Source organism: Kitasatospora sp. NBC_00070 (assembly GCF_045041205.1).
Classification (GTDB): Bacteria; Actinomycetota; Actinomycetes; order Streptomycetales; family Streptomycetaceae; genus Kitasatospora.
On sequence record NZ_CP108247.1, the window covers coordinates 5,040,083 to 5,053,904 of the forward strand.

Sequence of the window (13,822 nt, forward strand, 5' to 3'; positions counted from 1 at the left end):
TGATTCGGTTTTCCACAACCCCTGAGTTATCCACAGAAATCATGAACTCTGGCCCGTTTTCGGACTGATACGACAGCCTCCTGGCACGGAGGTGATTGCCGTGCAGAGTTCCAACAACGGTCTCGGCCGCTACGGCGAAGAAGTCGCGGCCCGCTGGCTCACCGAGGGCGGGCTGCGAATCCTGGAGCGCAACTGGCGTTGCGCCGAAGGAGAGCTGGACATCATCGCGCTGGACGGGGACACGATCGCCGTCTGCGAGGTGAAGACCCGCTCCGAGCGGGGGTTCCAGCAGCCGAGCGAGGGCATCGACCAGACCAAGGCCGTTCGACTGCGCCAGCTCGCCGAACGCTGGCTCGGTGAGCGTTGGCCCGAGCACTTCGCTCGCCTCGCCGACTCGATCCAGTCGTCGGCTGGGCTTCCCGTGCCGATGCCGCCGGAGCAGGCCGCCGAGGCCGGCCCGAAGAAGGCCCGTTCGGGCAAGGGCAGCCGAGGGGGCAAACAGGCCGCTGAGCCGGTCCCGCCGGTCCTCCCGGCACCCCTGCCGCCCGGCGGCGTGCGGATCGACCTGGTCGCCGTGGTCAACCGCCTCAAGGGCGCTGCCCTGGTGGAACACCTGCGCGGGGCGGTCTGAGATGGCATTCGCCCGTACCTGCTCGGTCGCCCTGGTCGGGGTGGACGGAGTTGTGGTGGAGGTGCAGGCCGATCTTGAGCCCGGCCTCGCGACCTTTGCCCTGGTCGGCCTTCCGGACAAGGCACTGTCCGAGGCCAAGGACCGCGTCCGGGCCGCTGTCGTCAACAGCGGAGAGCCCTGGCCTCAGCGGAAGCTGACGGTCGGTCTGAGTCCGGCTTCGGTCCCCAAGAGCGGCAGCGGCTTCGACCTCGCCGTCGCCTGTGCCGTCCTGGCGGCAGCCGAGCGGCTCGATCCGGCCGCGATCGCGGACCTGTTGATCATCGGGGAGCTGGGTCTTGACGGCAGGGTCCGGCCGGTCCGGGGCGTACTGCCCTCGGTGCTGGCGGCGGCCGACGCCGGCTATCGACAGGTCATCGTCGCCGAGCAGACGGCGCCCGAGGCCGCGTTGGTTCCGCACGTCTCGGTGCGGGGCGTCCGCAGCCTGCGCCAACTGATCGCGATCCTCACCGGCGCTCCGGAGCCCGAGGAGGAGGTCGGCCATAGTGTCGGCCGCAGGGATCCGGCACTGGCCGGGCTGGTGCTCCCCGGCGCCGGAGTCCGGGGGCTCTCCGCAGAACGCGCCGCCGAACTCGACCTGGCCGATGTGGCAGGTCAGCACCAGGCCCGCCGTGCCTTGGAGATCGCGGCCGCAGGTGGCCATCACCTGTTCCTGAAGGGCCCGCCCGGCGCGGGGAAGACGATGCTGGCCGAGCGGCTTCCGGGGCTGCTCCCACCGCTGACCCAGGCCGAGGCCCTGGAAGTGACGGCCGTTCACTCGGTCGCGGGGCTGTTGCCGGCCGACCGGCCGCTGATCGACAGTCCGCCGTACTACGCGCCGCACCACTCGACCACGATGCCCGCGATCGTCGGAGGCGGCAGCGGTCTGCCCCGACCGGGAGCGGTGTCGCTGGCGCACCGGGGCATCCTGTTCCTCGACGAGGCACCCGAGTTCCCGGTACGGGTCCTCGATGCCCTGCGCCAGCCCCTGGAATCGGGCGAGGTGACCATCGCGCGCTCGGCGGGTTCCGTGCGGCTGCCCGCCCGCTTCCAGCTCTGCCTGGCGGCCAATCCGTGCCCCTGCGGACGCCATTCCCGCCGGGGCGAGGGCTGCGAGTGCACGCCGACCATGGTGAGCCGGTATCAGAGCCGGCTCTCCGGGCCCCTGTTGGACCGGGTCGACCTCCAGGTCCAGGTGGATCCGGTGACCAGGGCGGAGCTGATGGGACAGGCGAGCCGGGCCGAGGGCACCCGGGCGGTGGGCGCCAGAGTGCTGGCGGCCCGTGAGCGAGCCGCCAAGCGGCTCGACGACACACCCTGGCGGACCAACGCGGAGGTCCCGGGCCACACCCTCCGTACCCGCTGGCGACTGGCCCCGGGCGCCCTGGCCGACGCCGAACGGGATCTGGAGCGCGGCCTGTTGACCGCGCGTGGCCTGGACCGGGTGCTCCGGGTGGCTTGGACGGTGGCCGACCTGGCGGGGCGTGAGCAACCCACCCGCATCGACGTCCGGACGGCCCTGGTGCTTCGCACCGGCGTGCAGCGGGGGCTGCCCGTCCGGGACCCGGCCGTCCACTCCGACGAGGAGTCGGACGCGGACATCGGCGGTGAGCCCTGACCGCGCTATCGGATGGCCGAGCAGGAGGCACCGGCCACGAGATCCGTCCGACTCGTCCGACCCGCCGTCACCGTGGAGGCGCAGGTGAACCGTAGCAACCAGTCCCCGACAGCCCCCGTCAACTCTCGGGCGGCGCCGAGGATGCGCCCGTCCACGCCATCGGAGGCGGAGCCGACGCCCCGCCCGGCCGTCGACGCCGAGCGCCGTGCCCGAGCCGCGCTCACCCGCCTGATCGAGCCCGGTGACGCGGTGATCGGCCGGTGGCTCGGCCAGGTCGGCGCATCCACCCTGATCGAGGCCATCCACCGCCGCACCGTTCCCGGGCACCTCGACCTGGACGCCGACCGTCTCGGCGCCTACCGCGCCAGACTCCCACTGGTCGACGTCGACGCGGACCTGGGACGAGTGGAAGCCGCCGGTGGCCGGTTCATCATTCCGGGCGACATCGAGTGGCCGTCCCAACTCGACGACCTGGGTGACGGCCGACCGATCGGCCTCTGGATCCGTGGCACCGGATCGCTGCGGATGCTGGCCCTGCGGTCGGTGGCCATGGTGGGCGCTCGAGCCTGTACGGCGTACGGCGCGCACGTCGCGGGTGAGCTCGCGGCCCAACTCGCCGAGCGAGGATGGGTGGTGGTCTCAGGTGCTGCCTACGGCATCGACGCGGCCGCGCACCGGGGTGCGCTCGCGGTCGGCGGCGTCACCCTCGGCGTACTCGCCTGCGGCGTGGACGTGGCCTACCCGGCGGGGAATTCGGAGCTGATCGCCCGGATCGCCGCCCAGGGTCTGCTGCTCAGCGAGCTGCCTCCGGGCGAGCACCCGAACAGGTTCCGGTTCGTGCTCCGTAACCGGGTGATAGCCGCACTGACCCGGGGCACCGTGGTGGTCGAGGCCGCCATGCGCAGCGGGGCGCTGAGCACCGCCCGGCGGGCCCGCGACCTGAACCGCCACACCATGGGGGTGGCCGGCCCGGTGACCTCCGAGCTGTCGGCCGGGGTCCACGCGCTGATCCGCAGCGGCGGCGCGACGCTGGTGACGGACGCGGCGGAGATCGGTGAGCTGGTCGGCGCGATCGGGGACGACCTGGCGCCACGCCGGTCCGGTCCGGTACTCCCCAGGGACCTGCTGCCCCCGCCGGTGGCCCGGGTGCTGGAGGCCGTCCCCGCCTCGGCGGAGGGTGCGCCGGTGGACCGGCTGGCCCGGGAGGCGGGGCTCTCGCCGGACGAAGTCCTGCAGCGGCTCTACGAGTTGGGCTCGCTCGGGTTCGTCGAGAGATGCGGGGCGCACTGGCGGCTGGTGCGCAGTGGCCGCGCCAGGAAGGAGTGACGCCGGGGTTCGATGAGGGGCACGCCACGCCGGGTGCACCACCGGTTCGAGCGACGACCGAGTGGCGGTAGCACTGTGCAGTGACTTGGTCACGCTACGCTCGCAGTGGCTTCCCTATCAGCACATGACTCGGCAGAACGGCGCAGACCAACGTATGCCCACACACATTCCCGGACACAGGGTGACCGGCGCCCTCCGGTCCTCGGGAGGGCCAGGGCCGGGGGCCGAGGCACGACCCGCCGCCGAGGCGCAGAGCAGAGCGCCAGGCGTGATGGGTGTGACCAGGCAAGCCGGTCGGGTGCGACCCCGCAGTACGACGGAGGAGACTCCGGTCCAAGCGCCGTCCCGGCCCCCGGCCGCCCGGCGCGAGGGCGGGGCCGCCAAGCCGTCGGCGTCAAGCATGGCAAAGCCCGCAGGTGACGACCGATCAGCTCTGGAGCTGCTATGGCGGTCGTACAAGGAGACCGGAGACGCCAGACTGCGGGAGCAACTGATCCTGCACTACTCGCCGCTGGTCAAATATGTGGCCGGCCGGGTCGGAGTCGGTCTGCCGGCCAACGTGGAGCAGGCCGACTTCGTCTCCTCCGGTGTGTTCGGTCTGATTGACGCGATCGAGAAGTTCGACATCGAGCGCGCGATCAAGTTCGAGACCTACGCCATCAGCCGGATCCGCGGCGCGATCATCGACGAGCTCCGGGCGCTGGACTGGATCCCGCGCTCCGTCCGGCAGAAGGCCAAGGCGGTGGAGCGCACCTACGCCACCCTCGAGGCCCGGCTGCGCCGGACGCCGCACGAGCCCGAGGTGGCGGCCGAGATGGGTATCGCGATCGAGGAGCTGCACGCGATCTTCAGTCAGCTCTCGCTCGCCAACGTGGTGGCCCTGGACGAGTTGCTGCACCCGGCCGGGGAGAGCGGCGACCGGCTCAGTCTGATGGACACCCTGGAGGACACCGGCGCGGACAACCCGGTCGAGGTCGCGGAGGACCGGGAGCTCCGCCGGTTGCTCGCCACCGCGGTCAACACCCTGCCGGAGCGCGAGAAGACCGTGGTCACCCTCTACTACTACGAGGGCCTCACACTCGCCGAGATCGGCCAGGTGCTCGGCGTGACCGAGAGCCGGGTCAGTCAGATCCACACCAAGTCGGTGATCCAGCTGCGCGCAAAGCTCTCCGAGGTCTGCTGAGCCCGGGCCGGCACACCCCGCCGGCACCCCGCCGACGCATCCAGCCGGAGGCCCGGAGGCCCGGAAACCGGAGCAGGGCGTACGGCGAGGCGAGCGCGCCGGGGTGCTGCATCACACGCCCGGCGATTCCCATGGCGCTGTCCCGGAACTTCGTCGGGCTCCGTACAGTAGGGGCGTGCCGAAAATCCGGGCGGCCACCGTGGCCGAGCATCGTCAGCTGCAGCGCGCAGCGCTCCTCGACGCTGCCCGCACGCTGCTCACCGAGGGGGGCACGGAGGCGATGACCTTCCCCGCGCTGGCTGCGCGGGCCGGCCTCGCGCGCTCCTCGGTGTACGAGTACTTCCGTTCGCGCGCGGCCGTCATCGAGGAGCTGTGCGCGGTCGACTTCCCGCTCTGGGCGGCGGAGATCGAGGCCGGCATGGCCGCCTGCGACACTCCGCACGCCAAGGTCGAGGCCTATGTGCGCGGCCAGCTCGTACTGGCCGCCGACCCTCGGCACCGCGCCGTCGTCGCGATCTCGGCGCTGGAACTCGACGAGGCCGCGCGCGGCCGGATCAGGGCGGCGCACCACGCCTTGGTCGACCTCGTGGTCCAGGCCCTGCAGGAGATCGGGCACGAGCAGCCCCGGGTGGCAGCCGCTCTGCTCCAAGGGGTGGTCGAGGCGGCCGTGCGCCAGGTCGAGCGGGCCGGCGAGGACGGGAGCGGTTCGGTCTCCGACTCCGCCGTCTCGATGGTGCTGCACGGCCTCTGCCCCGCCCACCAACTCGGCGCGGACGCGACGACCCCGAAGGGCGCCACTACCTGAGTCGGGCCTGAGCCTGAGTCACCTGGCCGTCCAACGGCAGCAGCCTCGCCTGGCCGGTCCCCAACAGGGCCAGCGGGTCCAGGTAGCGCTTGCCTCGTAGCAGCCCCCAGTGCAGACACCCCGTGGCGCAGTGTCCGACGCCGGTCGCCAGCACACCGATCGGTTCGCCGCCCGCGACGGCCGTGCCGACCGGCACGCTGCCGGTGACGGGCAGATAGGTGGTGCGCAACGGAGGGCTTCCCGAGGCGGGGTGAGTCACCGTCACCACCGGCCGGCCCGCGACCATCCCGGAGAACGAGACCACCCCGGGCGCGGCGGCCCGGACCGTCGCTCCCACCGAGGCCGCCAGGTCGACACCCCGGTGACCCGCCGCCCACCGCACCGGCGGCGGGTCGAACCGCTGGAGCAGACCGCCCGGCCCGCCCACCGGCCAGGCCCGCCCGGGCCCCGGCCCCACCGCCGGAGCCCCGGCCACCCCCGCCCCCACCACCTCGGCCACCCCCGACGCCGGACGCGGCGGCAGCCCGACGAACAGCAGCGCGGTGAGCAGCGCGACCAGCAGCACCACCATCCGCCGGTCCGGCGGATGCGGAGGTTGCGGCAGCGGGCCCGCGCCCGGAGCGGTGACGGCCAGTGGCAGCGGAGCGAGCGGACGGAAGAGAGGAGTGCCCATGCCGAGCAGGCTCCCGACCGCCGCCGTCAGCGACCAGCACCCCCACCCACCCTGTGGACAACCCGGCCCTGGGGACATCGGCATTCCCTCACAGGGGTGAATCCGCCGGAGGCCGCCCCGCCCACCGGTCAGCGGACGAACCGCCAGCCGAAGCCTCCGAAGCCCACCTCCGGCCCACCTCCAGCCCACCGAAGCCCACCGGGAAGCCCACCCCCGGACCCCCTCCCCAGCACCACCGACGACGCCCGCCCGACCCCGAAAAGCCGGAGTCGCTCCCGGCTCGGGGCTTCCCGTACACTTCACACGCGACCCGGTATGCCCGGGTCGACTTCGCACGCCCCGCCACCGGCGGCAGAGGCCACCCCGCAAGGGGAGCCGAGGCCCGCTCGGTGCGAGTGCCGCTCGGTCCGCCGAGCCTGGCGCGGTCAAGTCACCGCACAGGCGCAGGTGGCTCGGCACGTCGGGGCGTCAGGCGTGGCGGTCGCCCGACCGGCACGGAACAACCGAGAACACCTGGCACCCCGGGTCCGTGAGGACCAGGCGCGCCGGGCAGAACACCGAGGAGCACGGCCATGGCCGTCGTCACGATGCGGGAGCTGCTGGAGAGCGGCGTCCACTTCGGTCACCAGACCCGTCGTTGGAACCCGAAGATGAAGCGTTTCATCTTCACGGAGCGCAACGGCATCTACATCATCGACCTCCTGCAGTCGCTGAACTACATCGACCGCGCCTTCGAGTTCGTCAAGGAGACGGTTGCCCACGGCGGCAGCGTCCTCTTCGTCGGCACCAAGAAGCAGGCCCAGGAGGCCATCGCCGAGCAGGCCACCCGCGTGGGCATGCCCTACGTGAACCAGCGCTGGCTCGGCGGCATGCTGACCAACTTCCAGACCGTCTACAAGCGCCTTCAGCGGATGAAGGAGCTCGGCGAGATCGACTTCACGGATGTGGCCGGTTCCGGTCTCACCAAGAAGGAGCTCCTGGTCCTCGAGCGCGAGCACACCAAGCTCGAGAAGACCCTCGGCGGTATCCGTGACATGCAGCGCGTTCCCAGCGCCGTCTGGATCGTCGACACCAAGAAGGAGCACATCGCGGTTGGTGAGGCCCGCAAGCTTCACATCCCGGTCGTCGCGATCCTGGACACCAACTGCGACCCCGACGAGGTCGACTACAAGATCCCCGGCAACGACGACGCGATCCGCTCCGTCACGCTGCTGACCCGCGTCATCGCCGACGCCGTCGCCGAGGGCCTCAAGGCCCGTGCCGGTGTCGCCAAGGGTGACGTCAAGGCCGAGCCGGGCGCCGACCAGCCGCTGGCCGACTGGGAGAAGGACATCCTCGAGGGTGAGCCGAAGGCCGACGAGACCGTCGAGGCCCCCGCCGCCGCCGAGGCCACCGAGGCTGCTGCCGAGACCGTCGAGGCCCCGGCCGCCGAGGTCGAGGCCCCCGCCGCCGAGGCCGAGGTTCCGGCCGTCGAGGCCGAGCAGGCCTGACGTACCAAGGGTGAGGGGCACTCGCCGGTACGACACCGGTAAGTGCCCCTCTCTCCCGTGCCGGGGGCTGAACCCAGCCCGCCAGGCACCTCCCCACGCAGACACGCGAGACGCGAGAAGAGATTCACACCATGGCGAACATCTCCGCCGCGGACGTCAAGAAGCTCCGTGAGCTCACCGGCGCCGGCATGATGGACTGCAAGAAGGCGCTGGACGAGGCCGAGGGCGACGTCCAGAAGGCCGTCGAGCTGCTTCGTATCAAGGGCCAGAAGGGCGTTGCCAAGCGCGAGGGCCGTGACGCCTCCAACGGCGCCGTCGCCGCGCTCATCGCCGAGGGTGCCAAGTCCGGCGTCCTGGTCGAGCTGAACTGCGAGACCGACTTCGTCGCCAAGGGCGGCAAGTTCGTCGAGGTCGCCAACGCGATCGCCGCCCACGTGGCCGCCACCTCCCCGGCCGACCTGGAGGCCGCGCTGGCCTCCGAGATCGCCGCCGGCCAGACCGTCCAGCAGTTCGTGGACGAGGCCAACGCCACCCTGGGCGAGAAGATCGTGTTCCGCCGCTTCGCGCAGTTCGACGGTGACGGCTACGTCGGCGTCTACATGCACAAGTCGGACCCGGACCTCCCGCCGACCATCGGTGTCCTCGTCGAGCTCGACAAGGAGAACGCCGAGGTCGCCAAGGACGTCGCGCAGCACATCGCCGCCTTCGCGCCGAAGTACCTGTCCCGCGAGGACATCCCGGCCGAGGACATCGAGAACGAGCGTCGCGTCGCCGAGGCCACCGCGCGCGAGGAGGGTAAGCCCGAGGCTGCCCTGCCGAAGATCGTCGAGGGTCGCGTCACCGGCTTCGTCAAGGAGAACTCCGTCCTGGAGCAGGCCTTCGCGAAGGACAACAAGAAGTCCGTCGCCAAGGTGCTCGAGGAGAACGGCGTCGCGCTCAAGCGTTTCGCCCGCTTCCGCGTCGGCGCCTGACCCACGTTCCACCGTGCTTCCCGCCTAAGGTAGGAAGCGCCCGGCCGCTCATCAGGGCAGCCAGGAACGCGCCGATCGGGCTCGACCAGCGCCAGGAAGTCAACGGGCGGGCCACGTCGGCACCATGAACGACGAGGAGGCCATTGCCGTGCAGGACACCGTACCGGTTCCCGCGGCAGTGGCCTCCTTGCGTGTACGCGCAGGTCAGGGGCCCGGCAGTGCCCGCCGGAGGCCCCGCCTGTGAACCAGTAGGTGGAGAAGGAGAAGTCCATGACGGAGACGCAGGAGACCGTGCAGGAGAGCAACCGTCGGCGGGTTCTGCTCAAGCTGTCCGGTGAGGCGTTCGCCGGCGGTGGCGGCCTCGGCGTCGACCCGGACGTCGTGCACAAGATCGCCCGGGAGATCGCCACGGTGGTCCGCGGCGGTACCGAGGTGGCCGTGGTCATCGGCGGCGGCAACTTCTTCCGCGGCGCCGAGCTGCAGGTCCGCGGCATGGACCGGGCCCGTTCCGACTACATGGGCATGCTCGGCACCGTGATGAACTGCCTGGCGCTGCAGGACTTCCTGATCAAGGAAGGCATCGAGACCCGGGTCCAGACCGCCATCACGATGGGCCAGGTCGCCGAGCCGTACCTGCCGCTGCGGGCCGTCCGGCACCTGGAGAAGGGCCGCGTGGTCATCTTCGGCGCCGGTATGGGCATGCCCTACTTCTCCACCGACACCACCGCCGTGCAGCGCGCCCTGGAGATCCACGCCGAGGTGCTGCTGATGGGCAAGAACGGCGTCGACGGGGTGTACGACTCGGACCCGCGCACCAACCCCGAGGCGGTCAAGTTCGACTCCCTCGACTACAACGAGGTCATCGCGCGCGACCTCAAGGTGGCCGACCTGACCGCGATCACGCTGTGCAAGGACAACGACCTGCCGATGCTGGTCTTCGAGCTGCTGGCGGAGGGCAATATCGCCCGCGCGGTGAACAGTGAGAAGATCGGCACACTCATCAGCCAGGACTCCGCCCGGGCCTGAGCAGTCGTCACCTGAGCAGCAATCAGCCGACCGGGGCAATGCGCCGGCCGGGACCACAGCAGATGAACGGGACAGGGAGCAGACAGTGACCGACGAGATCCTCCTCGAGGCCGAGGAGAAGATGGAGAAGGCCGTCGCGGTCGCCAAGGACGACTTCGCGGCGATCCGCACCGGCCGGGCGCACCCGGCCATGTTCGCCAAGATCTTCGCGGACTACTACGGTGCGCTGACGCCGATCAACCAGCTCGCCTCGTTCTCGGTGCCGGAGCCCCGGATGGCGGTGGTCTCGCCGTTCGACAAGACCGCGCTGAAGACCATCGAGACCGCGATCCGCGACTCCGACCTGGGCGTCAACCCGTCCAACGACGGCTCGATCATCCGCGTGGTGCTGCCGGTCCTCACCGAGGAGCGCCGCCGCGAGTACATCAAGCAGGCCCGCGGCAAGGGCGAGGACGCCAAGATCTCGATCCGGGCGATCCGCCGCAAGGCCAAGGACGCGATCGACAAGCTGGTCAAGGACAGCGAGATCGGCGAGGACGACGGCCGTCGTGCCGAGAAGGAGCTCGACGACACCACGGCGAAGTACGTGGCGCAGATCGACGAGCTGCTGAAGCACAAGGAAGCCGAGCTGCTCGAGGTCTGATGCACGACGCTTCCGGGCGCCGGTCCCCGGCGCCCGACTCCTCTGCTGCGGGTGACCTTGGACCCCAAACGGGTCACTCGCAGCAGCTGCCGGTGTACCGACCCGGCCCCTCGGCACAGACTCCTGTCATGCCGCACCACCCGACACCGACGTCCGCCCCAGGGCAGGAGACAGCCGTGGCCCAGCCCGACCAGCAGCCCCGCAAGCAGCGCGGTGGCCGCAATCTGCAGGCCGCGATAGGGGTGGGGCTCGGTCTCGGCGCGGTGATCGTCGCCTCGTTGTTCGTGGTCAAGGTGCTCTTCCTCTTCGTGGTGGCCGCCGCGGTCCTGGTCGGCGTGTGGGAGCTGACCAGCCGGCTGGCCGAGCGCAAGGAGATCAGCACGCCGCTGGTCCCGCTGCTGGCGGGCAGCCTGGCGATGCTGGGCGCGGGCTACTGGGCCGGCCCGCAGTGGGCGGCCGCGGCGCTGGCGCTGACCGGTCTCGCGGTGATGATCTGGCGGATGAGCGAGCCGCCGGAGAACTACCTGCGCGACATAACGGCAGGCATCTTCACCGCGTTCTACGTGCCGTTCCTGGCCACCTTCGTGGTGATGATGCTGGCGGCCGACGACGGCCCGCGGCGGATCCTGCTGTTCCTGATCGTCACCATCTGCAGTGACACCGGGGCCTACGCGGTCGGCTACAAGTTCGGGAAGAACAAGCTGGCCCCGACCATCAGCCCTGGCAAGACCCGGGAGGGTCTGGCCGGCGGCATCGGGCTGTCGATGATCGCGGGCGCGCTGCTGATGCAGTACGTGATCGACGACGGCACCTGGTGGCAGGGCCTGATCCTCGGCGGCTGCGCGGCGGTCACCGCGACGCTGGGCGACCTGGCCGAGTCGATGATCAAGCGCGACCTGGGCATCAAGGACATGGGGACGCTGCTGCCCGGTCACGGCGGCATCATGGACCGGCTCGACTCGCTGCTGCCGACCGCCCCGGTGGTCTGGCTGCTGCTGGCCGCCTTCGTCGGCAGCTGACGGCCGGCAGCTGCCACCCGGTCGGTCCCGGAGCCCCGGAGCCCCGGATGCCACGGCATCCGGGGCTTTGTCGATCTGCGACACTTGTTGAACCATGCCTAAGCCCGGAGAACTGACCTTTGTCGCGCCGCGTGGCGCCAAGCCCCCGCGACACCTTGCCGACCTCGCCCCCGCCGACCGCAAGGCGGCCGTCGCCGAGCTGGGCGAGCAGCCGTTCCGCGCCAAGCAGCTGTCGAACCACTACTTCGGGCGGCTCTCGAACGACCCGGGTGAGTGGACGGACATCCCCGCGGCGAGCCGGGAGAAGCTGACGGACGCGCTGCTGCCCGAGCTGATGTCGGTGGTCCGGCACGTCTCCTGCGACGACGACACCACCCGCAAGACGCTGTGGAAGCTGTTCGACGGCACGCTGGTCGAGTCGGTGCTGATGCGCTACCCGGACCGGGTCACCATGTGCATCAGCTCGCAGGCCGGCTGCGGGATGAACTGCCCGTTCTGCGCCACCGGTCAGGCCGGGCTGACCCGGAACCTCTCCACCGCCGAGATCGTCGAGCAGATCGCGGCCGGGATGCGCTCGCTGAAGGCCGGCGAGATCCCCGGCGGCGAGGCCCGGCTGTCCAACGTGGTCTTCATGGGCATGGGCGAGCCGCTGGCCAACTACAACCGGGTGCTGGCCTCGATCCGCCGCCTGACCGACCCCGCGCCGGACGGCTTCGGCCTCTCCCAGCGCGGCATCACGGTCTCCACCGTCGGCCTGGTCCCGGCGATGAACCGGCTCGCGGACGAGGGCCTGTCCTGCCGTCTGGCGCTCTCCCTGCACGCCCCGGACGACGAGCTCCGCGACGAGCTGGTGCCGGTGAACACCCGGTGGAAGGTCGCCGAGGTGCTGGAGGCCGCGTGGAACTACGCGGAGCAGTCCGGCCGGCGGATCTCCATCGAGTACGCGCTGATCAAGGACATCAACGACCAGGCGTGGCGGGCCGACCTGCTCGGCCGGTTGATCAAGAACCACCGGGTGCACGTCAACCTGATCCCGCTGAACCCGACGCCGGGCTCGAAGTGGACCGCCTCCCGCCCCGAGGACGAGCGGGAGTTCGTCCGGCGGCTGCAGTCGCACGGGGTGCCGACCACGGTCCGGGACACCCGGGGCCAGGAGATCGACGGTGCCTGCGGCCAGCTGGCCGCAGCAGGGTGATCTGACGGTATGACAGTGGGGGCCCGGACATCGTCCGGGCCCCACTGTCATACCGTCAGCCGAGCGCGCCCGCCGCGAGCACCGCGGTCAGCCCGCCGGTGAGCAGCAACACCGTGCCGGCCGTGAGCGCCCGCAGGGCGGCCGCGCCGATCAGCAGCCCGGGGGCGGCGCCCAGCCGGAGCAGCGCGGCGCTGACGTCCCGTCGGGCGCTGCGCACCTCGGCGGCGCGGGCCACCAGGGCGGCCAGGGCGCAGCCGACCACCAGCAGGCCCTCGAGGCCGGTCAGCGTCTCGGAGCTGCCGGGGCGTCCGATCCAGTACCGGAAGGCGGCCAGCACGGCGGCCCCGGCCAGTCCGAGGACGGCCAGCGGGGTGCCGATCCGCCGGGCCTCGGCGGTCAGGCCGCGGCCGGCCAGCAGCCGGAGCGGGGCGGGCCGGCCGAGTGCGAGCAGCCGGCCCGCCAGCGCCAGCAGCGGGGCGGTGAGCAGGGCGAGGCCGAGCGCGGCGAGGCTCCAGCCGGCCAGGGCCGCCACGCCGGTGTCGCCGAGGCCGCCGGGCAGGCCGACCGGGCGGCCGTCCACCGAGCCGCCCGGCCGCAGGCCGTACAGCTCCAGGGCGAGGCCGGTCAGCAGCAGGCCGGCGGGCAGGGCGAGCCGGAGCGGGCCGAAGCCGGTCGGGCCGGTCTGCTCGCGGCCGGTCGGCAGCGGGTCGGCGAGCGGCACGGCGCAGCCGGCCGAGACCCCGGCCACCAGCGGGACGAGCGCCAGCAGGGTGACGGGGGCGGCGGCGGGCAGCGGACTGCCCATGCCGAGGTCGGCCGCCAGTGCCGGGTCGGCGATGTCGTTGCGCAGGACCAGGAAGAGCACCAGGGCGAGGGCGCTGCCGAGGGTGCAGGCCAGCGCGATCTCCCCGGCGATCAGCAGCCGGATCCGGACCGGGCCGGCCCCGGCGGCGGTCAGGCCGTTGATTCGTTCGGGGCGGGCGGCGGGAACGGCGCGGGCCGCGACGGCGGCGAACCAGCCGACCGCCGCCAGCGGTGGCAGGCACCAGAGCAGCCGGGGCAGCGAGTCGACGGTCGGTTCGCCGAGGGCGCGGCCGAGCGCGCGCAGCAGCAGGGCGGCGACCAGGGCAGCCGCGGTCGCGGTGAGCAGCCAGCGGCCGAGGTCGGCGGGCCGGTAGCCGCGGGCCAGGCGGAAGTACAGCACGG

At 71.8% G+C, this 13,822-nt stretch carries 13 protein-coding genes; 11 read left to right on the plus strand and 2 right to left on the minus strand.

The window, feature by feature from the left end:
• Positions 1 to 100: 100 nt before the first annotated feature.
• From OHV05_RS23165 to OHV05_RS23185, 5 genes are all read left to right on the plus strand, one after another.
• Complete coding sequence (locus OHV05_RS23165; RefSeq protein ID WP_405019350.1) at positions 101 to 631, plus strand: YraN family protein; 531 nt, start codon at positions 101 to 103, stop codon at positions 629 to 631.
• 1 nt (position 632) lies between these two features.
• Positions 633 to 2,285, plus strand: coding sequence for a YifB family Mg chelatase-like AAA ATPase (locus tag OHV05_RS23170; protein ID WP_405019351.1), 1,653 nt, complete (start codon positions 633 to 635; stop codon positions 2,283 to 2,285).
• Positions 2,286 to 2,426: 141 nt separating this feature from the next.
• The gene (gene dprA / locus OHV05_RS23175; protein WP_405021523.1) at positions 2,427 to 3,611 is read left to right on the plus strand and encodes a DNA-processing protein DprA; all 1,185 of its coding nucleotides are present in this window, start codon (positions 2,427 to 2,429) and stop codon (positions 3,609 to 3,611) included.
• A 400-nt stretch (positions 3,612 to 4,011) separates the two neighbouring features.
• A complete protein-coding gene (gene whiG / locus OHV05_RS23180) occupies positions 4,012 to 4,794 on the plus strand; it encodes an RNA polymerase sigma factor WhiG (RefSeq protein WP_405019352.1) in 783 nt (260 codons plus the stop codon).
• Positions 4,795 to 4,969: 175 nt separating this feature from the next.
• Positions 4,970 to 5,599: a TetR/AcrR family transcriptional regulator gene (locus tag OHV05_RS23185; protein WP_403041955.1), complete on the plus strand. Its 630-nt coding sequence runs from the start codon at positions 4,970 to 4,972 to the stop codon at positions 5,597 to 5,599.
• Here the strand turns inward: OHV05_RS23185 and OHV05_RS23190 are convergent.
• On the minus strand, positions 5,592 to 6,272 hold the full coding sequence (locus tag OHV05_RS23190) for a murein hydrolase activator EnvC family protein (protein WP_405019353.1): 681 nt from the start codon (positions 6,270 to 6,272) through the stop codon (positions 5,592 to 5,594). The two genes, OHV05_RS23185 and OHV05_RS23190, sit on opposite strands and share 8 nt — an antisense overlap.
• 572 nt (positions 6,273 to 6,844) lie before the next feature.
• Here OHV05_RS23190 and rpsB point away from each other — a divergent pair.
• The 6 genes from rpsB (at position 6,845) to rlmN (ending at position 12,616) form a co-directional block, all read left to right on the plus strand.
• A complete protein-coding gene (gene rpsB, locus OHV05_RS23195) occupies positions 6,845 to 7,762 on the plus strand; it encodes a 30S ribosomal protein S2 (protein ID WP_405019354.1) in 918 nt (305 codons plus the stop codon).
• A 131-nt stretch (positions 7,763 to 7,893) separates the two neighbouring features.
• A complete protein-coding gene (gene tsf, locus OHV05_RS23200) occupies positions 7,894 to 8,733 on the plus strand; it encodes a translation elongation factor Ts (RefSeq protein WP_403041951.1) in 840 nt (279 codons plus the stop codon).
• Positions 8,734 to 9,003: 270 nt separating this feature from the next.
• Positions 9,004 to 9,759, plus strand: a complete 756-nt coding sequence (gene pyrH / locus OHV05_RS23205) for a UMP kinase (protein ID WP_403041950.1) — start codon at positions 9,004 to 9,006, stop codon at positions 9,757 to 9,759.
• Between the two features lie 85 nt (positions 9,760 to 9,844).
• Positions 9,845 to 10,402 carry a ribosome recycling factor gene (gene frr / locus OHV05_RS23210; protein ID WP_184913848.1) on the plus strand — a complete coding sequence of 186 codons (558 nt, stop codon included), beginning with the start codon at positions 9,845 to 9,847 and terminating at the stop codon, positions 10,400 to 10,402.
• The gene (locus OHV05_RS23215; protein WP_405019355.1) at positions 10,402 to 11,421 is read left to right on the plus strand and encodes a phosphatidate cytidylyltransferase; all 1,020 of its coding nucleotides are present in this window, start codon (positions 10,402 to 10,404) and stop codon (positions 11,419 to 11,421) included. The genes frr and OHV05_RS23215 overlap by 1 nt, the downstream gene beginning before the upstream one ends.
• 94 nt (positions 11,422 to 11,515) lie before the next feature.
• Entirely contained in the window at positions 11,516 to 12,616 is a 1,101-nt protein-coding gene (gene rlmN / locus OHV05_RS23220) for a 23S rRNA (adenine(2503)-C(2))-methyltransferase RlmN (protein ID WP_405019356.1), read from the plus strand.
• Positions 12,617 to 12,671: 55 nt separating this feature from the next.
• Here the strand turns inward: rlmN and OHV05_RS23225 are convergent, their stop codons facing one another.
• Positions 12,672 to 13,820, minus strand: a complete 1,149-nt coding sequence (locus OHV05_RS23225) for a hypothetical protein (RefSeq protein WP_405019357.1) — start codon at positions 13,818 to 13,820, stop codon at positions 12,672 to 12,674.
• Positions 13,821 to 13,822: the final 2 nt, after the last annotated feature.

Coding starts and splice junctions, on each gene's coding strand:
- OHV05_RS23170 (WP_405019351.1), top strand. CDS start 633: ATGGCATTCGCCCGTACCTGCTCGGTCGCCCTGGTCGGGGTGGACGGA.
- dprA (WP_405021523.1), top strand. CDS start 2,427: ATGCGCCCGTCCACGCCATCGGAGGCGGAGCCGACGCCCCGCCCGGCC.
- whiG (WP_405019352.1), top strand. CDS start 4,012: ATGGCAAAGCCCGCAGGTGACGACCGATCAGCTCTGGAGCTGCTATGG.
- OHV05_RS23190 (WP_405019353.1), bottom strand. CDS start 6,272: ATGGGCACTCCTCTCTTCCGTCCGCTCGCTCCGCTGCCACTGGCCGTC.
- rpsB (WP_405019354.1), top strand. CDS start 6,845: ATGGCCGTCGTCACGATGCGGGAGCTGCTGGAGAGCGGCGTCCACTTC.
- tsf (WP_403041951.1), top strand. CDS start 7,894: ATGGCGAACATCTCCGCCGCGGACGTCAAGAAGCTCCGTGAGCTCACC.
- pyrH (WP_403041950.1), top strand. CDS start 9,004: ATGACGGAGACGCAGGAGACCGTGCAGGAGAGCAACCGTCGGCGGGTT.
- OHV05_RS23215 (WP_405019355.1), top strand. CDS start 10,402: ATGCACGACGCTTCCGGGCGCCGGTCCCCGGCGCCCGACTCCTCTGCT.
- rlmN (WP_405019356.1), top strand. CDS start 11,516: ATGCCTAAGCCCGGAGAACTGACCTTTGTCGCGCCGCGTGGCGCCAAG.